Origin of the sequence: uncultured Enorma sp. (assembly GCA_905210055.1) — a bacterium.
In the GTDB taxonomy this organism is placed as follows: domain Bacteria; phylum Actinomycetota; class Coriobacteriia; order Coriobacteriales; family Coriobacteriaceae; genus Enorma.
Window position 1 is genome coordinate 1 of the sequence record CAJLVH010000005.1, and the last position, 25,351, is coordinate 25,351.

General features: G+C 62.1%; 13 protein-coding genes and 1 riboswitch. Of the genes, 1 reads left to right on the forward strand and 12 read right to left on the reverse strand.

Annotated features, from left to right (window positions below; all coding sequences use genetic code 11):
- Positions 1–136 precede the first annotated feature (136 nt).
- A complete protein-coding gene (locus QZ079_RS00900) occupies positions 137–823 on the forward strand; it encodes a flavodoxin domain-containing protein (RefSeq protein ID WP_297033855.1) in 687 nt (228 codons plus the stop codon).
- On the opposite strand, the gene QZ079_RS00905 is transcribed toward QZ079_RS00900, so the two are convergent.
- The 12 genes from QZ079_RS00905 to QZ079_RS00960 all read right to left on the reverse strand — a co-directional run bounded on the left by QZ079_RS00905 (position 735) and on the right by QZ079_RS00960 (position 25,053).
- Positions 735–1,991: an ATP-binding protein gene (locus tag QZ079_RS00905; protein ID WP_297033858.1), complete on the reverse strand. Its 1,257-nt coding sequence runs from the start codon at positions 1,989–1,991 to the stop codon at positions 735–737. The genes QZ079_RS00900 and QZ079_RS00905 overlap by 89 nt on opposite strands.
- Before the next feature lie 479 nt (positions 1,992–2,470).
- Positions 2,471–3,943 carry a cysteine--tRNA ligase gene (gene cysS / locus QZ079_RS00910; protein ID WP_297033861.1) on the reverse strand — a complete coding sequence of 491 codons (1,473 nt, stop codon included), beginning with the start codon at positions 3,941–3,943 and terminating at the stop codon, positions 2,471–2,473.
- A gap of 525 nt (positions 3,944–4,468) precedes the next feature.
- Positions 4,469–5,167: a thiamine phosphate synthase gene (locus QZ079_RS00915; RefSeq protein WP_297033864.1), complete on the reverse strand. Its 699-nt coding sequence runs from the start codon at positions 5,165–5,167 to the stop codon at positions 4,469–4,471.
- Between the two features lie 99 nt (positions 5,168–5,266).
- Complete coding sequence (locus tag QZ079_RS00920; RefSeq protein ID WP_297033867.1) at positions 5,267–5,563, reverse strand: MTH1187 family thiamine-binding protein; 297 nt, start codon at positions 5,561–5,563, stop codon at positions 5,267–5,269.
- Positions 5,564–6,403 (reverse strand): hydroxyethylthiazole kinase, encoded by an 840-nt coding sequence (gene thiM / locus QZ079_RS00925; protein ID WP_297033870.1) that lies wholly within the window; start codon positions 6,401–6,403, stop codon positions 5,564–5,566.
- A 109-nt stretch (positions 6,404–6,512) separates the two neighbouring features.
- A riboswitch (TPP riboswitch) is annotated at positions 6,513–6,639 on the reverse strand.
- Positions 6,640–6,766: 127 nt separating this feature from the next.
- Positions 6,767–7,246 carry a 2-C-methyl-D-erythritol 2,4-cyclodiphosphate synthase gene (gene ispF, locus QZ079_RS00930; RefSeq protein WP_297033873.1) on the reverse strand — a complete coding sequence of 160 codons (480 nt, stop codon included), beginning with the start codon at positions 7,244–7,246 and terminating at the stop codon, positions 6,767–6,769.
- 140 nt (positions 7,247–7,386) lie between these two features.
- A complete protein-coding gene (locus QZ079_RS00935; RefSeq protein ID WP_297033876.1) occupies positions 7,387–7,764 on the reverse strand; it encodes a hypothetical protein in 378 nt (125 codons plus the stop codon).
- Positions 7,765–7,766: 2 nt separating this feature from the next.
- Positions 7,767–18,821: a SpaA isopeptide-forming pilin-related protein gene (locus QZ079_RS00940; protein ID WP_297033878.1), complete on the reverse strand. Its 11,055-nt coding sequence runs from the start codon at positions 18,819–18,821 to the stop codon at positions 7,767–7,769.
- Positions 18,731–19,711 carry a hypothetical protein gene (locus tag QZ079_RS00945; RefSeq protein ID WP_297033881.1) on the reverse strand — a complete coding sequence of 327 codons (981 nt, stop codon included), beginning with the start codon at positions 19,709–19,711 and terminating at the stop codon, positions 18,731–18,733. Before QZ079_RS00945 ends, QZ079_RS00940 begins: the two co-directional genes overlap by 91 nt.
- Positions 19,712–20,078: 367 nt before the next feature.
- The gene (gene ispD / locus QZ079_RS00950; RefSeq protein ID WP_366926422.1) at positions 20,079–20,951 is read right to left on the reverse strand and encodes a 2-C-methyl-D-erythritol 4-phosphate cytidylyltransferase; all 873 of its coding nucleotides are present in this window, start codon (positions 20,949–20,951) and stop codon (positions 20,079–20,081) included.
- Positions 20,951–22,018 carry a DNA integrity scanning diadenylate cyclase DisA gene (gene disA, locus QZ079_RS00955; RefSeq protein WP_297033883.1) on the reverse strand — a complete coding sequence of 356 codons (1,068 nt, stop codon included), beginning with the start codon at positions 22,016–22,018 and terminating at the stop codon, positions 20,951–20,953. Before disA ends, ispD begins: the two co-directional genes overlap by 1 nt.
- A gap of 257 nt (positions 22,019–22,275) precedes the next feature.
- Positions 22,276–25,053, reverse strand: a complete 2,778-nt coding sequence (locus tag QZ079_RS00960) for an ATP-dependent Clp protease ATP-binding subunit (protein WP_297033886.1) — start codon at positions 25,051–25,053, stop codon at positions 22,276–22,278.
- Between the last annotated feature and the right edge of the window lie 298 nt (positions 25,054–25,351).

A 25,351-nucleotide genomic window follows, 5' to 3' on the forward strand; every position in this document is an offset into this window, starting at 1 on the left:
CCCCCCAGCCAATAACCCCCGTCCCCAATGGCTGGTTTGTCATCTCTCGGTAAGGCTTTCTGCATAACTGCTGCGCATACGCGTGCGCGGGGAATACTCGTCAAAATACCCGCAACTGTGGCGCTTGGGAGGTCGCATGGACGCCGCCGTCGTGTATTGCTCGCAAACCGGTTCGGCCAAAACGTACGCCAGCTGGATGGCGGAAGAGCTGGGTTGCACGCCCGAGCCGCTGGACAACATCGAAACTGTGGCGGCGAACGCTGAACTTGTCGTATTCGTAAGCTGGTTCCACGCGGCGAGCTTGAAGGGCGCCAAGCGGTTCCAGGCGTATATGGCGGAGCATCCCGAGAAACGCTATGCCATAGTCGCTGTGGGTGCCACGCCCATGCCGTGCGATCTGTGGCCTGCCTCCGAGCACGAAGAGGCGTTCCGCCGCTCCTTCCCAGCAGATCGGTATGCCGATCTGCCCTGGGTCTATTGCCGCGGCGGCTTTCACTTCGAACGCCTGGGGGCGATGGACAAAGTGGCCATGCGCATCTACTTCAAGATGCTCGAAGGCGAAATCAAGCGCGGCAACAAACGTGAGCAAATCTCTCTCGATGGCATGCGCAAAGGCTTCGATGGCTGCAACCGCGCGTACCTGGAGCCGCTGCTTGAGCAGCTGGGGGGTGCGGAGGTAGCGGGCGGCGGCCCAACATCCCAATATCGCGCTTCAATCGCCCTCCAGACACGCTTTACGCCAATCGACGATACTTCGTCCCCCTCGCTACACCACTTGTTTCAACCACGCCAAGGGAAACGAGGTGCTGAAGAATTTTCGTGAGCTTTGACCTGCTGAAGTCGACGCCTTCCAGCAACTCCCCCACCGCCATGGGCCGCACCGCGCTCAGCAAGTCGTACACGCGCCGCTGGTCATCGGTAAGCCCAATATCGCTTTTCACGAGGGGCAGCACCACCGATATGGCATGTTCCGTTATGGTAAACATGGGCTTTGTCAGGCTCTGTTCGTACGCCTCTTTTATTCGCCGAACGCCCGTGCCAAACGCCTCAATGATGTCGAGTCGATAAAAGACGTTGGCCAAGATAGGATTTCGCATAACGGATACCATACCCGATAGGTATGTTTCTTCAGACATCCCAGCGGGCAAGCCGCCGGGAGACGAGATTTCTACCCGATCTGGATACATCGACACGCGCACCCGAGCGGCGATGTCCCATGTTCTGTGAACTACAGCATTGGCAAGCGCCTCGCGAAACGCACGCATCGGAATCGTCTCGATCAGCTCGCGCTGAACGTCCCTTACCACCTCGTAGCAGTAGGCATCTTTGAACAGCTCAATGGTTTTATCGAACTCGTCAAGTAGGCATGCCCCCTCGTATGTCGCACGTTTTAATATCACGCTGACACTCTCGCCGAAACGCGCAACGTCTATCCCGGGGAAATCGCTTTCATCTGCAAGAATCGCGGCTGCGTTGTTGTACGCTCCGTCAGCCGAAAGCAAGTTGAGCGTCTTGAGTGTGTCCTCGTTGAAATATTCGAGTCCGAGCGCTTTTTGGACCACACTACCGAGGTAAGAAAACTTGAGGTTTTGCTTCGCTGCGGGAAGCTGCTCGAAATTCAGATTGTTCCCGGCAAGCACGAGCCGCGTAAACTCGGTGCGATCGACTTCGACCGTTGCGCTATCCGCACGCTTATAGGCTTTTGCACGATACAGGTACGGGGTAGCCAAACCGGGCTTGACCGAAAGCTCAACCGTTTTTGAAGCCTCATGCACTACAAGTGAGTAGTCCGGGATAGGTGAGATGGAGTCATTAATACGATTCTCAATAACTAGACATGTTCGAACGGGATCCTCTAGTCCAATCGGCTCGCCCGCATCGTTAACGCCAAAGACAATCGACCCGCCATCATAGTTAGCAAATGCAGATACCGTTTTTAGAAACGACGCCGTCACCGCCGACTTGAACTCTAGGGTCTTACCTTCACGCATGATTATTCCCTCCCGCATTTCTACTTTTGCGTACATTATACGCAAAAAAGTACGCAAGAAATTTCTTGCGTACTTTTATGCGTCATTTTGACGCGATAATTCTCTAATTGAGTAAGCGATTGGCAAAAAGTGGCATTTTCAGTACAGATAGCTTTCGAAAAGTGGCAGGCATCGCCTCCCCTTTGTTTCGGCGGCTATCTTAACGACTTTCGTCATGAAGCGCAGTATTGTGCAAACACTGTTTGCACAACTCCAGTCGCTTCTCACGCGCGCTCGTAGTTGCATACCCCTCATGCAAAAGCCGCCCTTCCTTGCGGAAAAGCGGCTTGGCTTGCACTCTACCTGCGCGATGTAATAAAACCCCTAGGGTTATTATGCAAGGTTGCCTCGGTTTCTGAGGTGCGGCAGATTGCCGTGAAAACGGTCGGGCATAGGCCTCGGGGCCATGCCCGACCGTTTGAACGGCAAGATGCCGTGCCTCAGGAAGCGAGGTACTTGATGCGGGAGCCGGCGGCGGTGTCCTCGATCATGAGACCCATGTCGCGCAGCTGGTCGCGGATGGCGTCGGCCGTGCCCCAGTCCTTGGCGGCACGTGCTTCGGCACGCGCGGCGAGGATGCGCTCGGCGGCCTCGTTCACGTCGTCGCCCGTGTAGGCGCAGAGCCCCGCGGCCACACCGAGCAGCCCCACGGGCAGCTCTTCCTCGGGCTCAGGCAGCTCGACGCCCAGCTGAACGAGCGCACCGGCGATCACGGCACCACACACGCGCGCCACCTCGGGATCGACCGCACCCGCCGCCTGGTCGAGATACGTGTTCGCCTCGGTCACGAGCTGGAAGTAGGCGGCGATGGCGCCGGCGGTATTGAAGTCGTCATTCATGCAGGCCTCGTACTCTGCAGCGGCGCGCTCCATAGCAGACGTGAGGCCGGCCGCAAGCTCGGCATCCGGTTCGCCTTCCGCATGGTCTGCCGCCCACTTGAGGTTCTGCACCGTACCGGCGATGCGCGTAAGCGAATTCTCCGCACCCTCGAGACGCTCCCACGAGAAATCAAGCGGCGAGCGGTAATGCGTCTGCAGCATGAGCAGGCGCAGCGCCGCCGCGGAGTGCTTCTCGAGCACTTCTTCGAGCGTGAAGAAGTTGCCCAGGCTCTTCGACATCTTCTCGCCGTCGACGAGCAGCATGCCCGTATGCATCCACGTGTTCGCGAACCCCTCGTGCCAAGCGCACGTGGCCTGAGCGCACTCGTTCTCGTGGTGCGGGAAGGCGAGGTCGGAACCGCCGCCGTGGATGTCGATCGGCACGCCTAGGTAACGATGCACCATGGCCGCGCACTCGGTGTGCCAACCGGGACGACCCTCGCCCCACGGACTCGGCCAGCTCGGCTCGCCGGGCTTCGCAGCCTTCCAGAGCGCAAAGTCGAGCGGATCGCGCTTGTCCTCGTTCTCCTCGATGCGCGCGCCCACCATGAGGTCGTCAATCTTGCGGCCAGACACCTCTCCGTAGCTCGGGTCGCTGCGTACCGCGAAGTACACGTCGCCGTTCTCCGCAGCGTAGGCGTGTCCCTGCTCGATGAGGCTCTTGATCATGCCGATCATGGGGCCGATCTCTTTCGTCGCGCGCGGGCGCACGTCCGGGTCGAGCACGTTCGCCTTGTGCATGACGTCGATGAACTTCTTAGAGAACTCTTCCGCCACGTCCTCGGGGGCACACCCCTGCTCGTTCGCGCGGTTGATGATCTTGTCGTCCACATCGGTGAGGTTCTGTGCGAACGTAACCTCGTAACCGCTCGCGATGAGCCAGCGGCGAATCACGTCGAACGAGATGAACGTGCGCGCATTACCGATATGAATGTTGTCGTACACGGTGGGGCCGCACACGTACATGCGCACTTTGCCCTCGTCAATGGGCTGGAACTCCTCTTTCGCGCGCTTTGCGCTGTTGTAGATGAGCATGCGGACTCCTTCGATTCACACCGGCAGACGCGATGCCGGGCACTTGTCACGTGTGTTCATTGTAACGGTATACCCGAAACTCTGGAGCATCCCGCGCAAGGTGGACAAACTTGTCATGTGCGGCCGCGCTGCCGTGCGCTTCAGCACCCGCAACGCAACGCTTGCATCGCCGTGACGCCTACAATTTCAATCAACCCGCCAAGCGCCTTCGTTTTCGTCAGAGCTTAGGCTGAGACCGTCGCTACATCTGAGTTGCCGAAGCCCTAAAAAGGTTCTGAGGACGAAAATGGCCAAAAACGAAAGTATTGTGACACCCATCCTGCGAAAAGAGGGGTGCGACCCGCCCACCGCCCTGGTACCGGCGTCGGTTATCCCAGCTATGGACGAAGCGCACCCCTGTTTCCCAAGAAGAAGTGTCACAACACTTTTGTTTTTGGCCACAACGACGTATCGGGCGTTCTACGAACGGCGCGCGGACCTAACGCCCCGCCGTCAAACGCCCGTTCAGCTCTCGCGTCGCCGCACCTACACGTTGGTGCGCCACAGATCGACAAGCTCCTTTGCCGCCCCGTGCGGATCGTCGGCACCCGCGACAGCGGAAACCACGAAGAACCCGTCGACGCCGGTCTTTGCAAGCGCGGGGATATCGGCTGCCTTCACGCCTCCGCCCACCACGATGGGCTTCGGGCTCACGCGGCGCAGCTCCGCGAGCTCTTCGAGGCTGCGCGTAATGACGCGCCCATCATCATCGAGGCCGCAATCCGGCTTGGTCGCCGTCTCGTGGAGCGGCCCTACGCCCAGGTAATCGACCTGCGAGGTGTCGGCCGTCTCAATATAGCGGCGCATCTCGTGAGCAGCCGCCGAAAGACCCACGATCGAATCTTCTCCCAGGTACTTGCGGCACACCTCGACCGGAATGTCACTTTGCCCCACGTGCACGCCGTCGACCTTGATGCACGCTTCGCGGCACGCAAGCGCCACGTCCAGGCGGTCGTCAATCAAGAGCGGCACGGTATCCGACTTACCAGCGGCGGCAATGACATCCGCTACGGAGCGCGCGCACTCCATGAGCTCGCGTGCGCCCGCAACCTTCGAGCGCACCTGCACGATGGTGAACCCCGCATCGAGCGCAGCACGAACCACATCGGCCACGGGGCGTCCCAGCGTATTCTCGGGGCCAAGTACCAGGTAAGCGGAAATATCCAGGTTGTCGCGAATACTCATATGCATTCCTTTCTGCGGTGGCTCATTTGGTGCTCATTTGGGACAGGTTTCAATGAGTCACATGACGCGACGAAACCTGTCCCAAATGGGTCACATGACTTAGGCAAGAAGTTCGTCGACGACACGCACTTTGCGCTCCAACATGTTCTCGAAGCCGGGACGGATATCCGCCTTGAGCACGACTTCGGTGCGAATGCCACGCTCCGCGAGCACGAAGGTCGCGTCTTTCACCACGCGCATGACGTCGTCCCACTCGCCCTCAATCTCGGTGAACATGGAGTTCGTGCGACACGAGAGGCCGCTTTCGCGAATCACGCGAACCACGTCGGCGACGTACTCCTTGAGCTCGTCGCCCACACCAACCGGTGCGATTGCCACGGCTACCAGCGTGTTCATTTACGCCTCCTCGAGATCGAAGGGGTTGGCGGCAATATCTTCGGGCGTGGCCAGGTAGAGTTCGTCGAGGAACGCCACCTGGAAGCTGCCCGGTGCCTTGACCTTGGCTTCGGCGCGAGCGCCCGCGAGGTTGTAAACGTTCACGGCAGCGAGCGCGGCAGCAAGCGGCGTCTTCGCGCAAGCGGCGTACACCGCGCACACCCCGCCCAAGCTGCAGCCCGAGCCGGTGATCTGCGTCATGAACTGCGAGCCGCCATGTGAGAGCGCCACGACCTCGCCGTCTGTCACCAGGTCGACCTCACCAGAGACGGCAACAGCGCCGCCCGTGTAGCGCGCGATCGCCACAGCAGCGGCACGCGCCTCGTCGACACCCTGCGTGGAGTCGACGCCGCGCACGGTGCTCTCGCCGCCGGCGCCCTCGAGCCCCCACAGGTCGGCAAGCGCGATGACCTCGGACGCGTTGCCGCGAATGATCGTGGGCTTCTGCTCCTTAAATCCGGCGAGCAGCTTCGTGCGCATCTCGCCAATTCCCACGGCCACCGGGTCAAGTACCCACGGCTTGCCGAGCTCCGCCAGTCGCGCGGCCGTGCGGGGCAGCGTCTCCTCATAGATGGGCAGCAGCGTTCCCACGTTGATGTACATGGCGGGGCCGGCGGCGGCCATGGCCTCGCCCTCGTCCGGCAGGTAGACCATCGCGGCAGACCCGCCAACGGCGATCTGCGCGTTCGCGACGAAGTTGATGGTCACGGTGTTCGTGATGGACGGCGCCATGGGGTTCGTTGCGCGCACGCACGCAGCGGCGTCGCGCACAAGGTCCTGAAGTTCGGCTTTCTCGATCATGGCTAGTTCCTTTCTGGAGCGCGAACAAAAAAGGCGCTGCTTTGATGCCGCGCGTTCGCCAAGCCGACCCGTGCCCGCCCGCCGAAACATCGCGCCCGTCAGCAGCGCCCTCGTTCGCAGATATGCTCCCTACGACAGTGTTAACTGACAGGTTCGAAGGGTTGGGCTCGCGCCCTCTCAACTCACGCACAAAGCGACAGCGTGCCGCAACGGCATGGGTACCCCTGCATCGCACATCATGATAGCGCGGCGCAAAGCATTCGAACAGAGCTTTTCAGTCGATGAAAAAGGATAGAAACCAGCTAGACCGGACGTTCTCAGTTTTGAATGTAAAAAAGTCGCTGGGGTTATTTTACGCTGGGGTTATTTTACATGGTCGAGCAGGCAGACCGCCCAGGCGCCAATGCCCTTGCCCTCGCCTTCCCAGCCCAGGCGCTCGGTCGTCGTGGCCTTCACGCCCACGCTCTCCACCGGCACGCCGAGAGCGGCAGCGAGGTTCTCGCGCATAGCGTCGCGGTACGGGCTAATCTTCGGCTCCTGGCAGGCGATGGTGCAATCCGCGTCCACGAACTCGTAGCCTCGCTCGCGCGCATACGCCATGACCGCTGCAAGCAGTTTGAGCGAATCCGCGCCCTCATAGGCGGGATCGGTATCGGGGAAGAGCTTGCCGATGTCTCCACCGCGGCATGCGCCCAGAATGGCGTCGGCGAGCGCATGCGCCAGCACGTCGGCGTCGGAGTGCCCCAGCAGCCCGCGGTCGTGCGGGATGTCCACGCCGCCGATGATGCAGCGCCGACCCTCAACAAGTTGGTGAACGTCGTACCCGTGTCCGATGCGCAGCATAAGGTCGCTCCCCTCTCGCCGCAGCGTTATGCTCAATCGGGTATCAGGGTACCATGCAAAGCAATAATTTGGGGACGGCTTCGTCGGTGTCGTATTGACACGTTCGAACCCGTCCCCAAAGTGATGCGTGCTCCGAGGTGCTACCTCACGGCGAAGGCGCGAGCGATGAGCGCGTCGGCGTGCGCGAGGCCGTCCTCGGTAGCGCGATACTCGTTGCCTACCTGCGCACCGGTCGCGGTGTGACACGGCACAGACTCGATCTCACCCGAAGCACGCAGGCGCATCACGGCGCGGTCTACGGTGCGCAGATTCACCCCGAGCATCTCGGAGACCTCGCGCTTGCTGCAGCGCACCGCGCCCTCCAGCCGCGTCTCGAGCGCGATGAACACGAGTACGCGCTCATGGGCGAAGGCATGGCGCCCATCAATGCGGGCGGGAATGTCCATCGACTTGCGGGCACGTGCCGCGCCATCGCGCTTTGCAGCGCGCTTCCCCGTTGCAGCCTCTCCAGCGGCCATCTCTACCTCTTCCTCCTCGAGAGCCTCAAGCCGCCGGCCAGGCATACCAGAGACACAATTCCCAAAACAAGCGCGTACGTGAGCTTGGTATCACCGGTGCCGGGCATCTCGCCGGGGACGGGCGGCGTAGGCGCGTCGACAGCGCGAAGCGTCACGCCGTCATCGGCGATCGCATAGCCCGCCTCGTCCGCGGAACCAGAGGTCGCCTCGCCCGCGAGCGTGCCGTCTGCTTGAACGGTGAACTCCCAGGTTTCCTCGATGAGGTCGAAGCCCTCGGGCGCAACCGTCTCGCGGATGCGATACGTCTCGCCCACGATGAGCCCCTCGAGCGACGCGCGACCGCTGGCGTCCACCGCTATGGCCTTCGTGGTATAGCCGTCGGTGAACAGGCCGGTCACGGCGAACTCAGCGCCTGCAAGCGCACCACCGTCCGTGGAAACCTTGGCGACCTGCGCCTCGACACGTGTGTCGGCGAGCGTGACCACCACGCCGGCGGGAGTCGCGAGCGCAGGTGCGTCCGCATCGTCGCCGCTGGTATCAGGGTCTTCGCCCGCAGCCGCCACGGCAGCGTTCTCGACGCTCACCGCGCCGGCAATCGCCTCGGGCACGTCGCCCAGCTCAACGGTGCCGTCCTCGAACACGACGATCGTGAACGCCGGCGCGACCTCATAGCCCGCGGGCGCGGCAAGCTCGGTGATCACATACGCGGTGCCTTCGGCGGAGCCGCTCACCTGCAGGTCAGCGAATACCACGCCCGCCTCGTCGGAGGTGAACGTCTTGCTCGCCGAGCCGTCGGGCAGCGTGGCGTCTCCGTCGGCCGGAGCGATGCTGAACGTTGCCCCTGCAAGCGCGCCGCCCTCTTCGTCGGTCTTGACGAAGGAGATGTGCAGCGGCTCGTCCACGGCGAAGATGGTCACGTCGCCGTCTGCAAGGGTGTAACCGTCGGGCTCGTCGCCCACGACCTCAAGCGTGCCGTTCTCTGCAACCTTGACCGTCAGCTCGCCTTCGAGCAGCTCATAGCCAGCCGGCGCGACCGTCTCGCGCAGCGTGTACTGCTCGCCGCTCTTAAGCTCGGCCTCGATCTCGACGCGACCGTCCTCACCCGTGGCAAAGGTGCGGGTATCGACCTCGTTCGAACCGGCAAACACACCGGTGATCTCGAACTCGGCGCCCGCAAGGCCAGTCGCGGTATCGTTCGAGCCGACCTTCGTGATGCCGATCTCGATGGGCTCGTTCACCACGGCAACCTCGAAGGCATTGTCGTCGACCTTCGAGTATCCCGTGGGCGGCGCAGGCGTTATGCTACCGTCCTCGTTCACCGACCCGACGACGCTGATGGAGCCGTCCTTCTCCACGCGGATGCGCATGGTGCCCGTGACGCGCTCGTAGCCCTCGGGTGCTTTGACCTCGGTGATGTCGTACTCGTTGCCCACGATGAGCCAAGCGGTCATGCTGAGCGTGCCGTCTTCGCCGGTCCGCATCGTCTGCGGTGCGGTCGGGTCAGCGCCGGCAGCAAACTTCGAGCCGTCCACCGGCGTGATGGAGAACTCCGCCCACGGGAGCGTCTCGCCCGGCTCGCCGTCCTCGCCGGCAGGCGCGCGCTTGGTGATTTGCAGCTCGACGGGCTCGTCTTCCACCGTAAGCGAGATGCGGTTGTCGTTCACCGCATACCCCTCGGGATAATCTTCCTCATCGAGCGGGTTCTGCTGTGCGTCCGTCACCACGATCTCGCCGCGCTGGTCCATCATGAAGTAGAGCGACTCCTCCAACTGGGCATAGCCATCGGCAGGCTTGGACTCGCGCAGCTCGTAGCACACGCCGCCCATGAGGCCGGCGTCCACGTGGATGTAGCCGTTCTCGTCCGTGGTGTAGGTGTGGCTCGTGTTCTTATCCATGCACAGGCCGGTGAGCGTGAACTCAGCGCCCTCAAGCGCATCGCCCTCGTCGTCCACCTTCAGGATGTCGATCTCCTCGTGGATGTTCGTCACCATGAAGGAGTAGGCGTTATCCGCATGGCCGTCCTCGTCCAGGTCCGCCCACGCGTAGCGGTCGGGCATGTCGCCCTGTACCGCAAGCGAGCCGTCCTCCTGCACCACCACAGTGAGCACGCCGTCCGCCGGGTCATAGCCGCTCGGCGCGCCGCTCTCGTAGATGGTATAGGTGCCACCCACCATGAGCTGGCGCACCAGCTCGATATGGCCGGTGGAATCGGTCGTGAGCGTCACGGTCTTCGTGGCCTCATCGTAGGTGCCCGCAGCGAACTCGCTCGGACGCGCGAACGCGGAGTCGCCCTGAGCCGTGATCTCAAACTCGGCGCCCTCGAGCGGCTGTCCCACATCGTTGGCCTTGTTGATCTCGAGGCTCGTGGGCTCGTTCGCCACCGCATTCGTGCCGGTGAGCGACGGGTTCAGATGCGTGCGATCGATCGTGAGGTTACCGCTCGTTACGCTGTTGCCGTCGGCGTTCTCGCAGAAGTACCCGTCCGCCGGCTCGGTCTCCACGAAGCGGTACGTACCCCACAGGAGGTTCGTCACCTGGAGCCTGCCTGCGGCACCCGTGCTCCCGGAGCCCTCGATGCCATCGTTAGCGTCGTTGGCCTTGTAGGTCGTACCGGTCTCGAGACCCTCAATGATGGTCTCCCACGTCTGACCATCCTCGCCCAGACGCTGCAGCTCGAAGGTTGCTCCGTTGAGCGCGGCGCCGTCCTTGCCGGCCTTGTCAATCGTCACCGTTCCACGCTGCGGCACGTTAGGAATGCCCTGGCCGTCGACGAAGTCATCCGCGCCGCTCGTCACCTCGAAGTCGATGTCTTTGCCGTCGGCGATGCTCTTGATGTCGTAGGTCACATCGTCGTTAGCGTCGGTGAGCGTAAACGTCGCTCGGAAGCCGTTCGAAACGTAGCCCGTGTTGGAAACCTCGGTAATGACGTACGTGCCCTTCTTGAGGTTCTCGAGCTTGAGCGAACCGTCTTCACCCGTTGCGAACTCGCGGTCGACCCAACCTGTGCTGCCATCGGACGGCGTGTATTCGACTTGGAACTTCGCGCCCTGGATGGGGTCATTCGTCAGCGTATCGAACTTATGCAGCACCACGTTCGCGTTGAAGCGCTCGTTGCCCATGGTGGTGGCGACGGGGGCATTCGTGAACGCAAAGTGCGTGTCCTGCGTGATCTCGAGCCTGGCGGACTTCGCATTCGCCCCGTCTGGCATTACGGCACCGGAGGTTGTAGCAGTCTCCACAAAGTAGTACTCACCAGCCGGCAGGCCGTCGGAAAGCTTCACGTACTTACCGCCGTAGGTGAGGTCTTCGTCCGCGGTGCTCTCGGTCTCGATGGAAACGTTGGTGAAGTTGCGCGTGTCCACAACGCCCTGGTTGTTCGACGTGAGTCCGCTTGCAATGAGCTCGTCCTCACCGTCGCCATCCATGTCGACGCGGTACAGACTGAACGTAGCGCCCGCAAGCGCGGCGTCGTTCGTGCCACCGTAGGTGCCGTTATCGGACACGTGTTTCGTGAGGCACAGGTGGCCGCGGAGCACCGGGTCCTCGACGTTCACCGTGATGGTACCGCCGGGGTTCGTGTCCTCGACCTCGAGCACGCTGTCGTTGCCGCTCTGGGCTGCGGTTATCTTGCCGTTGTTCGCAATCGTGATGGTCACGTCCAGCGCCTTGGCATAGCCCTCGGGCACCTCGCCCGTCTCCTTCACGGTATAGGTACCCGCTGGGAGGCCGACGATGAAGCCGGCGTTCTCGCCCGTCATCTCCGTCTCGCCGCCGTTCTGCTGGCCCTTCGGCCACACGGTGCTCGACGCGACGCCATCGGTATCCGTCCACACGGCGTAGACGTCGCCGTCCGCACCGTACACCGTGAGCTCGATATCGCGGAGGTCTTCGCGTGCGTCCTCGCCCTCGGGCGTGAAGTCGCTCAGCTTGTCGAGGGTGAAGCGCGTCGCCACGTTCGTGATGGGCTCGTTCTCCTGCTTACCCGTCACACCGGCCTCGGCCTCGGTCGTCACCGTAGTACCGCGGGCACCGCTCGACGAGGCGGTCTTATCCGTGCCGTACAGCGGGTAGTAGCCGGGTGCATCGGCCGTCTTCTCGACTGCCCAATAGACGTAATCGACGTTGTCCTCGTTCGCCGCGGGCAGGCCGGTATAGTCGAACGTCCACGTGTCGCCGCTGCCGCTCCAGTCGGGCTGGCCGGCATAACTCGTCACGTTCTCGGTGGGGCCGAACTTCCCGTTGCCCAGGATGGTGGCACGATAGAGCACCATATCAGGCATATCGGCCTCGGTGAGGTTGTCGGCAAGCGTTGTGCCGTGGTCATCCCAGCGCTTGGTGCCGGTGAGCTCCACGGTGCGCAGCGTATTGGTAAACGTCTGCGCGTCGCCGGCGTCGCCGCCCTCGACGGAATCAACGACGTAGTAGCGATAGGTGACACCCGTCGTAGGTTCGGTTGCCTCGACAACGAGCTCGGCGCTCGCGTCGGTCACGTCATAGCTTCCCGGCACCTGCTCGACTACGCGGTATTCGTACGCCGTGCCGTCCTCGTTGCAATCGGGCAGGTTCTCCCAGGTCGTAGTCGCAGAATCGCCCGTACCGGAAATGGTCGCGGACACGATGCCGTCATCGAGCGGGCCCTCCGCTTGCTCCGCGCCGTACTCCATGAGCCACTGCCACGCAGTATCGTCCTTGGTCACGAGCTTGCGCTGCAGCAGGTAGTGCACGGTCCACTCATCGCCACCGGGACGCGTATCCCACGCGTTCTCGGCATCGCCTTCCCAGGTCTTCGTGGCAGTAATCTTCGTGGACTCGAGCGTGTTGGAGATGACGGTGGCGCTGCCAGTCGTCGTGTTCGTCCAGCTCTCCTGCGCCGGCTGGTAGGGGTGGTACTCGCCGCCACCATTCTTCGTGTAGCCGAATGACACATCCGTGGAGCTCGGCTGATCGATCTCTTGGTCGCCGATGGCGACCTCGACGGCGCGGTATTCGATGCTGAAGAATTCGCCCGCATGCCCCTCGGCGGTACCGCGACCACCCATGGGCAGCCCCGTCCACGAGCTCTTCCAGCCATTATCGGCGCTCAACGTCTTCTCGAGGAAAGCCTTGGCCGCCTCTTCGTCCTCGAACTGTTTGACGAACGCCTCCCAGTAACCCAGATCGTTGAGAATCTGCTCCGGATCCTGCCAGGCGCTCGGTTTGCCATCGGCATACGTATAGCGCGCCTGCAGGCGAACCGTCACGGTCGTGGGACGCAGGCCATAGGGGTCGTCGCCATCGTTCCACTGCTTCTCGACGGTCGCCTGGCCCTCGAGCGTGTTGGTGAAGCGGAATTCGCTGCCCGGGTTCTGCGCATTCACGGTCGAGGTCGCCGTCGTCGGATCCTGGGCATTGTCAGTCGTGTAGTAGCCACTAGCGTTCCTGCCCGTATCGCCGAGCACCATGTCGGCAAGGGTCTCGGTGATGCGATAGCGGTACGCGGTGCCATCCGGCGACCACTTATCCACACCAGAAAGCGTGATGGTATAGGTGTTCGTGTCCGCATTCTCCTTGACCATGAAGTAGTACGGATCATCGGGGTTGGTCGACTGCAGCTCGCCAGTCAGGTCGACGGCGCCGTTGTTATCGATGCGCTCGACCTTGAGCCCCTTCATGAACTCCTCGGCCGTGGGGCGGATATTAAAGATGTTGTTGAAGTCGACCCACGTCTTGGTACCGGTGAGGTCAACCGGTTCAGGCGTGTACTCGTTCTTGAACGTCACGTCGGGCGTGGTGTCACCCGGCGTGATGGCGTCGTCCGCGCCCACCGTGTCGGGAGCGAGCACGGTACCGTCTGCGGGATTGAGCACGCCAGAGCTCACGCCGCCGTCGACGGCCTCGCCCGTGCCCTTCACGTCACCAACGGAGACGTCACCCACTTCAACCGTGGTCATGTAGCCGTTGATGTTGTGCTCGACCACGTAGTACTGCCAGTAGCTGCCGTCGGGCGCGTAGATGTCGAGCCCGCTGAACGTGTACTGCGCCGTAGTCTCAGCCTCGCCGGAACCGGTGACCGTCAAGCCGTCGAGCGACGCGCCGTTCTTCAGCATGTCGTTCGTGAGCGTCACGGAATCCACCAGCGCGGCATCGCTCTTCTCGCCTTCGGCGTTCACGTAGTAGCGGTACACGTCGAACGTCGTCTCGGGGTAGAGGTCGCCCGCCTCGCGGCCGGTGTAGTGCTTCTGCACCGTGAGGCTGCCGGTCTCGGACGTATAGACGTTGTTGATGAGGAACGAGCCGGTCTCGCCGTGCTCGATCACGTAGACGCCCATCGAGTCATCGTCGCTGTCGCGCAGCTTGGAGAAGTCCGTGTTCTCGATCCAATCGGACGTGACGCCGCCCGGCTGGTCCACGAGGCCCCACACGACCTCGATGGCGCGGTATTCGTAGAGCTTGCCGTCCTCGGTATAGCGGGGCAGCAGCGCCTTGCCCTCGGGGACGACCGGGTTCTCGCCCGCCGCGCTCTCGGCAGATTCAGCGGTGTTCGCGCCGGTGTGCGCCATGGTATAGGAATACTGGTTCGTCGTCACCTGCGTGAGGTCGGACGTCCAGGCCACGGCCGAGGTGCCGTCGGCGAACGACCACGAGCCGTCTGCGCCCACGTCGAACTTGAGCGGCTGGCAGTCACCGCCCTCCACGCGCTGCTGCAGGTACACGGTGACCTCGGGCAGGTCGGATTCGACCAGCAGGTCGCCCGCCGAGCCCTGGTTCACGTTCGCGGGCACATCCTCCCAGAGCTTCGTGCCGCGAGCGACGAGGTTGTCGGTCAGGCTGTTCACGAACGTGCCGTCCTCATGAATCGCCCAACCGGTTCCGTTCTCGGTGGGGTCATCGCTGCCCTGTTCCGCATTGGGCACCTTGACCGCATGCGGTTCGTCCGCTTCCTCATGCAGGGTCGTCATGCCTTCGTAGCTAAACTTGACGTCAGCGTAATCGAGCGCGGAGCCATCGGCTGCCATAGACTCGCTCGCGTAGTAGATGTACTCACTACCGTTCTCGTCATAGGCAGGAAGGTTCGCGATGGAGCAACTTTGCTCGTATTGCGGGTCTTCGGTATCGGGCGTGCCCGTCCACAGGTACTGCACGTAGCCATCGACCTGCTCCGGATCGCTGTAGGTGAGGTTACCCTCGCCGTCCACACCCACCGTCACGCGGTACAGCGTGAGGTAGATGTCGGGGCGCTGACGCAGGCTCTCGTTCACGTAGCGGTCTTGCCACTCTTTGTTGAACGTGACCGTGCGCGTGCCCTGGCGCGTGTTCGTGAATTCGATGGTCTGGTTATCGTGGAAGTGGCGCGTACCCACCTCGTAGTCGCTCACGGTCTTCGTGGTGACGTACTCGTCGTTCTGGCCCGTCCACCTCTCCTCGACGTCGTAGTGCACGACGAGACCGTTGCCGTCGTACTTAGGCAGACCGTGGATATAGTACGTGGAGCTGTAGGCGTCATCGGCCGTATCGACCGTGATGATGAGCTTGCCGTCCTCGACGCGGTAGATGCTGTCACCGCCCGTCAAAAGCTGGTTGCCCTCGTTGTCCACCACAGGCAGCGTGTTCGCATTTGCACCGCCGGCAGACACCGTGATGCCGCCGCGACCGTCTACACCGAACGCCTCGTCGTTCTCCAGGCAACTCACCACGAGCTCGGCCTGCGGACGGTCATGTTCTCCCTGATCATTCCAGGTTTTCTCGATGGTGAGGTCGAAGATGCCCAAACGACGGTTCGACGCCGTCACAGCTTGCATATCTTCAAGATACGTCGGTTCGGCATCCTCGCTCGCCGTGGTGCGGTAGACGTGGTCGGGCGTGGCGATGCGCACGGCGTCTTTCGTACTCATATACTCCCACGCGGTGTTGATCCACGCGAGGTCGTCGGTGATGCCTTCGTATGCGTCCTCCGCCTCTTCGTAGGTCACGGCTGGGTACTGCGGCTCGATGCTGCCGTCTTCCTGCTCGACGACGCCCATGCCGCGCTCGACGACCTTGAAGTACGTGTAGTCGACGTTACCTATAGGCACATTGACCTCGGCATACCAAGATTCGCCCGCCGTGAGCACGATGTCCTCGACCACGATGTCGCCGGGATCGTAGTGATAGAGCTCGCCCGTTGCGGGATCGATGTTCTGCTCTGCGGTCATCGACTTCACCGCGACGAGGTCGACCACCACGGGCAGACGGTGCGAAGAATCGTCGCCGTCGTTCCACTGCTTGATGACGCGAATCTCGGAGCCCTCGCCCTCACCGACGGCGTTGTTGATCGTCGTGGTGTGCGTCTCCGCGTCATAGATGCGGTCGACGTACCAACCGGCCTTCGGCGTCTCGAGCACAAGATAGGTGTAGCGCACGCCGTTTTCCGGGTTGTACTTGGGCAGATCCTCGAAGTCGAGATGGTACGAGCTCGTCTCCTGGTAGGTTGCGTCTGGAAGGTTCTTGATGTCCGTAGCGGAAGCATCGACCGTGCCGTCCATCTCGAACGTGCCGATCAGCACACCGTCCTGGAACAGCTGCACGGTGGCGATACCATCGGTATTCAGATCCTCAGGATCCTTGCCATAGGCATCTGCTTCGCGTGGCGGAATCTGCGCCATGGTGCCGTCGGGCTGCTCCCAGAACTTATCCACACGCTCGTACGTGGTGTTGTCGAACGTGTTGGTGATGGTATTCGTCTCTTCATCAAGCGTCGAGGTGAAGGCAAGGTCTTCCTGCTCGCCTTCCATGTTCTCGAGCGTAAGGGTGAACGAGCCGCCACCCTCACCGTCGCGCTCGAACTCGACGGGCTCGCCGTCGATCGAGATACCCGTCTCGATCCAGCGGTACTCAAGCTCGCGACCCTGAAAATCATACTGGTCGAAAGCGCCGCTAAACGTCTGGCTCAGGATCTCGGCCTTCCAGCCGTCCACCTCAATCGTCGTATCCGTATCCTGCCAGTCGGCATCGTTGGTGCTCGACGCCAGGCGACTCTGCGCCGTGAACGTGACCGTCACGGTATCGAGCGAATCCTGAAACGCTGCAATCTCCCACGTCTTCGTGGCATCGACCGTCACGGTGCCGGTCAGGCGATTCGTGATGGTGCCGTCGTTGTAGATGAAGGGGTCGTTCGCGCGATTGGGTTGGTCGAGCTTCTGCTGCACACCGTCCCCGTCCGTATAGTTGGGCTGCGTGTCGGTCTCGTTACCCTGGCTATCCACGGAGCCGAACACAACCTCATAGTTGGAAGATAGACCCGTATCCTCGCGCAATGCATAGATATAGGGGTAGCCGTCCGGATCGTATTTCGGCAGGTTGCTCAGAATGTCCGCGTCCTGCTCGCCATATTGCTCGGCGAGCAGCTTGCCCAGGTCGATGGTATTGTCCCGCGAGCCTGCGGGGATCTCGATGGTCACGTATTCGACGCTCTCGGCGGCGGTACCGGAACCGTCAATGGCGTTCATCTGCACCTGCGATGCCGTAGCAGGGCTGCCATTCGTCGAATAGCGCCATAGCGTGAACGATGCCGCAGGGCGCTCATCGCTGTTCTCGCCATCGAGCCAAACCTTGGTCGCATCGTAGCTCGTCGTGCCAACGGGACGGATCGTCATGGTGCCGCCATCGTAGAGCTTATCGACAGAACTGCCGTGGCTCGGGGATGCCGAGTTGTTGTACGCGGGTTGGTAGTAATCCGCACCCTCGACGTCGGCATTGGGATCCTCAAAGTACGCGTAGTAGACGATCGGCGCGCCGTTTTCGTCGTATTGCGGCAGCGTCGCGGTGATCACCGCGGTGTTATCGTCCGTGAACGTGATGTCGAACGCCTGGCCTGCAGCGAGCTGGAGCGCCTCCATCTCGGCGAGCGTGTCGTAGCGCATGTTGCCGGCATCATCGACAACCTGCTTGTTGTCGATGAGCGCACTGAAGCGGAAGTACTCGGCATAGTCGGCCGCATTGAGCGTGCTGCCGAAAATCACCTTCAACGTCTTGTCGCCGAGCTTGCCCTGGATGGTAAAGGTGTAATCCTGCGTGAGCATGAGGTAGCGCTGGCCGCCCGTCGCACCTTCGTCGTTCTCGCCGTAGGTGTAGTTCTGGGGGCGCTCATTCGTATCGTTGAGGCGCCAAAGGATATCGACCGACGAGCTGGCTTCTTCATCTTTAACGAACAACGGGTTACCGTGCTCGTCGTACTTCTGGTTGCCCTCTTCATCCACATCGGGCACAGTCACCGTAGTGTTGAACTGCGTGGGCATGCCTTGGACAGACACATTCCACGTACCGATGCTCTGCGCCGCGGCGCTCGCCTGCTTCACCCAATTGGGCGCCTCGCCATCGCCGATGTAGAGCTTCAGGCGCGCCTCATCCGTGAGGTTGCCATTCTCATCGACAAGCGAGATCCACGATGCTCCACCGTCGAGCGAGAATTGCGGAATGACCTTCTTGGCATAATCCGCCATGGCGGGACGGTTACTCGAATTGTTGTCGCACCAGGTGATGGCCATCTGCGCCGACCCGGTAAGGTTTTCATAGGAATACGTCGTCGAACCCTCAACGTTCGCGGCGTTCATCATACCCGGCAGCGTGAGCGCATTCATCACGTTCATCACGGTGTCGGTCGAGGCAATCTCCTGTTCGGCGATGGTTTCGTTATCCGAGAGCTCCGGGAGCTCGACCACGACTTCGAAGGCGGAACGCGCGGGGATCTGGAGCGTGGCCGTCTGCACGGCACCCGTCGCGCTCTGCTGCAACAGCCAGTCGATCTGCGTCGCGGTCTCGCCCGCGAGACTCGTGGAGAGGAGCACGTCGAGGCCGATGCTCGCGCTGTATGTCGAAAGCTCGCGCGCCTCGCCGGTCGCCGTGTCCACGGGCGCGATAAACGTCACGGTGAGGACGCCGTCCTTGTAGGCCGCCTCGGCGATCTTCACCGTCGAGGGTGTGCCGTCCGCCGCGACCTGGAACACATCGATCACGTCTGCGGGGTTCGCAAGCGCGATGCCCGACGGAAGCGTGACCTCGAACGAGTCGCCGGGGACAATGCTCTCGGGCGCGGTATCCACCTGATCGGCGTTTGCGGGATCGAGGAAGAAGGTGAGATTGAGCTTTGCCGGATAGGTCTCGGGGACGAAGGTCTCGGTCTTTGGCTCCTCGGCTGCGGACTGCTCGTCTTCAGACGCGCTTGCAGATGCGCCCTCCGCGTCATCGATGGTCGCGGATTCTTCGGCATCGTCCGTGGCGTCGGCCTGCTCGCCGGTGGCGTCCTCGGCATCTGAGGCGGTGTTCTCGGGTTCATCGGTTTTGGCAGTGCGATGACAAGACCAGTGCTCGAGAGTTTGAGGGCACCAAGATCGCCCGTCCAGTTGAAGAGCTCTGTGCGCTCGGCGGGCGTCACGTCCTCGGTGTCGGGGTCGGTAGCGTCGGTATCAGCGGCATCCTCGGTTTCGGCAGCTTCGTCGGTGGCATCGGACGGAGTCTGGTCGCCGTCTTCAGAGGGGTCGGAAGACTGCGCGGTATCCGTCGAATCGGATTCGTCATCGGTCGCCGTGGAGGTGGAATCATCGCCGCTCGCCGAATCGCCCGTTACAGCAGGATCCTCGGAGTCGGCAGCATCGTCGGAGGCGCTCGCTACCGCTTCGGTGTCGACGTCGCCCTCAGTATCCTGCTCGCCGGATTGGCCGTTTTGAGCAGACCCCCCTGAACCATTATCAGTCTCAAGGGTTTCGGCAGATGAACCGTCCTGCCCGTCATCGTCGTTCGTTTGAGATCCGTCGCCCGCGCGCGACATGGCGAGCACCTGGCCGATCTCTTGCGCCAGCACCTGCGGTACACCGGAGCTCATAACCGTCTGCAGCGATAGGACGACGATGAGCACGATGGCGATGGCTCGGGCACCCCACGAATGATAGGCGCGCTTCAGGAGTTTAGCGATTCTGGCGTGGTTCATCTTCATATGCGGTTGCCTCCCTCGAACTGGCTGGGTTCCCGCACATAAACCGCCTCCTAAATGTGCCATTTAACAAGCAGTTTTATGGACGATGCCCAGGTAAGTCTATTAAATTTATGAGGGGGTACTTTTGTCAATACTCATCATTTGAGGTGGGGGGTTATGTTTTTAGGATATATGATAGGTTATCTTAAAAACGTAGCGCTATCCCTTATGTTATTCATCGCAAATGGGATATTACCCCGGGGACATTAATTTTCAACACCTTGTGCAATTCTGGCACGAATCTCAGCTGCCCTGTGGAAAACCGCGTACGGCGACAGGGCGCGGTGCAGCGTCTGCGGCAAGCGCACGGCTCCCCACATTCAGGGCCTCAATTCCGGCGCATCTGCATGATGGCCTCGACCAGAGGCAGATCCTCGGGCACCGTGACCTTAAGGTTGTCACGCGGAGCCTCGATGCAGCGCACCAAGCCCCCCGCTTGCTCGACGAGCGAGGCATCGTCGGTGCCGACAAACCCCGTGCGCGCGGCGAAATCCATCGCCTGGCGCAGAGCGTCGATGCGAAACACCTGCGGCGTCTGCACGCACCAAAACTGGCTGCGGTCGGGCGTAGAGTCGATGAGTCCCACCGGGTCGGCGATTTTCAGCGTGTCGATGGCCGGCTGACCGCACACCACGCCGTCGAGGTCGGCGTCGGCGCAGAGCGCCTGCACCGCTGCGTCGATGGCCTCGGGTCGGATGAGCGGGCGTGCACCGTCGTGGATGGCGACATACGCGCAGCCCTCCGGCGCGGCGACGAGGCCGGCATGCGTGGAGTCCTGCCGCGTCATACCAGCATCTGCGAAGGTGATGGGCGTCTCGAAGCCGTACGGCTCCACCGCGCGAGCACGGTACTCAGCACACCGCTCTTCCGGGCACACCACGACAATATGGCTGATCGCGTGCGCGCGGTCGAATGCCTCGATTGTCCACGAGAGCATGGGGCGGCCGGCGATCTCCACGAGCTGCTTGCCACCGGGGTTGCCGAACCGCGAGCCCGTGCCGCCCGCCACGATGATCGCGCACACGGAGCCACGCTGCTGCCCCGCCTCTTCGGCACGCGAGAAATCCGGACAATACATGGCGGGCATAGTTGCAAAATCGCCGAAGCACCCGTCATCTTCTGTCTGAATTTCCGCAGAGCGGGACGCCTCGGGACGAAAAGCGTCCGCGCGAGAAGCCTCGGCGTGCTCGTTAGCCGCCATCACGCGGCACCACCATGCTTGCCGCCCATACGGTAGAGCGAATCGGCCAGGATCGTGGGGTTGTTCACGCCGAAGTCTCCCAAACGCTCCGGGTCTTTCTGGATATCGTCCAGCAACTCCTGCAGCGAGCCGTATTCGCCCACGATCTTCTCGGCCACGCCGTCGCGCACAACCGAGACCTGGGAGAGCGTGCGGAGTCCCAGTGGCGTCATGACAGAGTCCTCGTCGAGGTCGTCGTAGCCGAGCGCCTCTGCCACGCGCTTGGGATTCGTGAGCTCCTGCGCGGACATGCTCGAGAAGAGCTTGCGAATGCGCACGGCGTTCTCTTCGGAGGAATCCTGCGCGTAGTCGCGGATCATAAGGTTGTAGTCGTTCTCGATCACGTCGCCAGCGAGTTGCTCGAGCTGCATGCGCACGAGCTTGCCCTGGCTGCCGAGCTTAACGATGCAAAACTTGAGCTCGTCTTTCGCCTGCTGGAGGATCTCGAAGCTCGAGAAGATGTCCGTGATGTCTGCAAGGGTGACGTAGTCGTCGAGTTCGAGCGCGGTGAGGCGCAGGAGCGCGCGGTCGAGTTGCGTGCGCGTGGTCTGCAACGTGGAGACGAGCTGATTCACCGAGGCCATGATCTCGGAAACTTGCTGGATCTGGTAGGACTTGCCGTGAACGTAGACGTTTACAACGGATCGACGCTCCGAGACCGAGATCACGATGGCGTCGGTGAGGACGCTCATGCGCGCGGCGGTGCGATGACGCATGCCCGTCTCGCTCGTGGCGAGCGACGGGTCCGGGTTAAGATGGAAGTTCGCGCGCAGAATCTGCGAGAGGTTCTCGTCGATGACGATGGCACCGTCCATCTTCGAGAGCTCGAAGAGGCGGTTCGAGGTGAACGAGATGTTGAGCGGAAAGCCGTCGTTACCGGCCGCGAGGACATGCTCGGTGTCGCCCACGCAGATGAGCGCGCCGAGGTGCCCCGCGATGATCATATCGAGGGCGGTGCGGATGGGCTGACCGGGGGCGGTGAGGCGGATGGCCTCGTTCATGCGCTTTTGAATCTCTTCTTTGTCCACTCTACTCCCCCATCTCGCACGACGTTCACACGTATGCATCTATTTTCGCATGAGCGGGCGGGCGTACGGGACGGCACACGGGACTTTACGAAAAATTGCCTAACACCTTGTGTGCCGCCTTGGGTCGTCATTTTGGAGGACGGGCATGAAGGCGTCGACCCGGAGCGGCCCTTCGCATGCCTGCCGTACAGCAAAACGGGCGCCACCTGCGTGACGCCCGCTCGCTTCAGTCACTTGAGTCGGTATCCGTTCGAACCCTATCCCTTCGCGCCGGCTCCTACCTGCTGGATTCCGTCGGAACCGCCACCGCCTAGGCGCGGCGCGGCACCCGCCGAATGCGGTGCGGCCTCGAAGCTCGCCCCGAGCTCGCCGGTCGCGCGCGGCGCGGGAATCTCGCCCGTACCGTGACTGAAAACGAACTCCCCGCCATCAACGTCGCAGAGCACCGTGTCGCCCGCGCGCCACTCGCCCGCCAGGAGCTCCTCGGAAAGCGGATCCTCGATGAGGCGCTGAATCGCGCGGCGCAACGGGCGCGCGCCGTTCGTGAGGTCGGTGCCCTCGGCGACAATCTTCGCCACCGCGGCATCGGTGAGCTGGATGTTCATGCCGTTCGCAATGAGGCGCTGGCGCAGGTCGTCGACCAAGAGCTCCGCGATCGCGGTAAGGCTCTCGCCCGTGAGCTTCTGGAACACCACGATATCGTCCACGCGGTTCAGAAACTCGGGACGGAACAGGCGCTTGAGCTCGGTCATGGCGCGGCTCTTGATCTCCTTGCCAGAGAGCCCCGCCTCGCCTGTGCTGCCAAAGCCCACGCTCGATTCCTGCGCGATCTCGCGCGCGCCCACGTTCGACGTCATGATGACGACCGTGTTGCGGAAGTCGACCGTCTTGCCCTGGCCATCCGTGAGGCGACCTTCGTCGAGAACCTGCAGCAGGATGTTGAAGATATCCGGATGCGCCTTCTCGATCTCGTCGAAGAGCACGACCGAATACGGGTGCCGACGCACAGCCTTCGTGAGCTGACCGCCCTCCTCGTGACCAACGTAGCCCGGTGGCGAACCGATGAGTTTCGAGACCTCGTACTCGCTCGCGAACTCGCTCATGTCGAACGAGATGAGCGCGTCCTTGCTACCGAAAAGGTACTCGGCGAGCGTCTTCGCAAGCTCGGTCTTGCCCGTGCCCGTAGGTCCCAGGAAGATGAACGAGCCACCGGGGCGACGCGGATCTTTGAGCGGCGAACGGCTACGGCGAATGGCCTTCGCCACGGCGGCAACCGCCTCGTCCTGGCCGATGATGCGCGTCTTGAGCGCGTCCTCGCACGCGAGCAGGCGGCGGCTCTCGTCCTCGGTGAGCGAGGACACCGGCACGCCGGAGGTGGCGCTTACGATATCCGCAATCTGCTCCGTATCGATAACGAGCGGGCTCGCGTCGAGCTCAGCTGTCCATGCGGCACGCGCTTCAGACAGCGCGATTTCAGCCTCGTGCTCCTGCTCCTTGAGCTCGGCAGCGCGGTTCATGTCGTCCGCCTCGGACGCCTCTTCCATCGCGGCCTTGAGCTCGGCGACCTTCGCCTCGGCATCGCGAACGGCTTCGGGAGCGCGGTTCTTCGCGATACGCGCCCGCGCGCCGGATTCATCGATGAGGTCGATCGCCTTGTCCGGCAGGTAGCGGTCTTGAATGTAGCGCGCCGAAAGACTCGCGGCCGCCTCGACGGCCTCGGGCGTGTAGCGCACGTGGTGGTGCTCCTCGTAGCGCGGGAGCAGCGCATTCAGAATCTGAACCGTGTCCTCGACGCTCGGCTCCTCCACGTCGATCGACTGGAAGCGACGCTCGAACGCGGGGTCTTTCGTGAGGTACTTGCGGAATTCCTCGGCCGTGGTGGCACCGATGATCTGGAATGCGCCGCGCGCGAGCACGGGCTTCAACATAGAGCTCGCATCGATGGATCCCTCGGCGGAACCGGCACCGATGAGCGTGTGCATCTCGTCGATAAAAAGGATGACGTCATCGGCGTCCGTGCATTCTTGGATGACGCCCTTCAGGCGCTCCTCGAACTCGCCGCGGTACTTCGCGCCGGCAACAAGTCCGGGCAGATCGAGCGCCCAGATGTTCTTGTCCATGAGATTCTCGGGCACGTTGCCGGCGGCGATCTCCTGTGCAAGGCCTTCTACGAGCGCGGTCTTGCCCACACCCGGGTCGCCCAGAATGAGCGGGTTGTTCTTCGTGCGGCGGCTCAAGATCTCCATCATGCGGCTGATCTCGCGCCCGCGGCCGATCACCGGGTCGAGCTTGCCGTCGCGTGCCTTACTGGTGAGGTTCGTGCCGAACTGCTCGAGCATGGAGCCGCCCTTGTTCGCCTTGCCACCAGCAGCCTCACCGGAGAAGAACGGGAGCCCCGCACCCGGACGGCCGAAGCCGGCGCCTGCCATGGGGCGCTTATCCTGATCCTTGGAGATAAGCTTGTGAACGGCCTGACGCACAGACGCCGCCGACACCCCGAGACGCATGAGGATGTCCATGGCGCGGCACGAGGAATCATCGATGATGCCCAGAAGCAGGTGCTCTGTCGAGACATAGGTCTGATCGTTCTCGCGCGCGTGCCTAAAGCCGCTTTCCATGACATGGATGACGTGCGGTGTGAAGGCAAGCTTGGCTTTCCCCGGCTCGGCGGGATTCTGCGCCTCATTTCCAGCCGCATCCGATACGCCGGGCACGTCTGACGCAGCAGCGCCGGTACCGGCGGCCTCGTCTAAAGGTTCGGCAAACGCCGCACCGACATCGTCGCTCACCTGAACCGAAGACTCAGCGAGGTCGGAGTCCTCGGCCGCCTTGGCAGAACTCTCTTTGAGCTGCGCCAAGATATCGTCGTATGAGAGATCGAGCGAGCGCAGCGCCTCCGCCGCAATGCCTTCCTCTTCCTTCGCAAGCGCAAGCAGCAGATGCTCGGTGCCCACATTCGTTGTATTGAGTTCGACCGCCTCCTGCTTCGCCGTCGACATGACGCGCCGCGCGCGGTCGGTAAATCTCTCTAACATGCTGAAACCCCTGTTATGCTTGGTCTTCAACCACAGTTGCAGCAAACTCGCTGCATTTTCCAACTGTACCCAAATGGACGTGCATCATACCACGACCTCCATCGCGCTCGCTCCCATGCAGGGAAATCGACACGGCTGAACGCCCCCCTGCACGCATCTGAGACCTATCGTGGCCAAAAACGAAAGGTTGGTGACGCTGCTTCTTGGGAAACACGGATGCGGTCTCCCCGTAGCTGGGATAACCGCGCTCCCTACCAGGGCGGTGGGTGATGCACACCCTCATTTTCCAAGAAGCAGC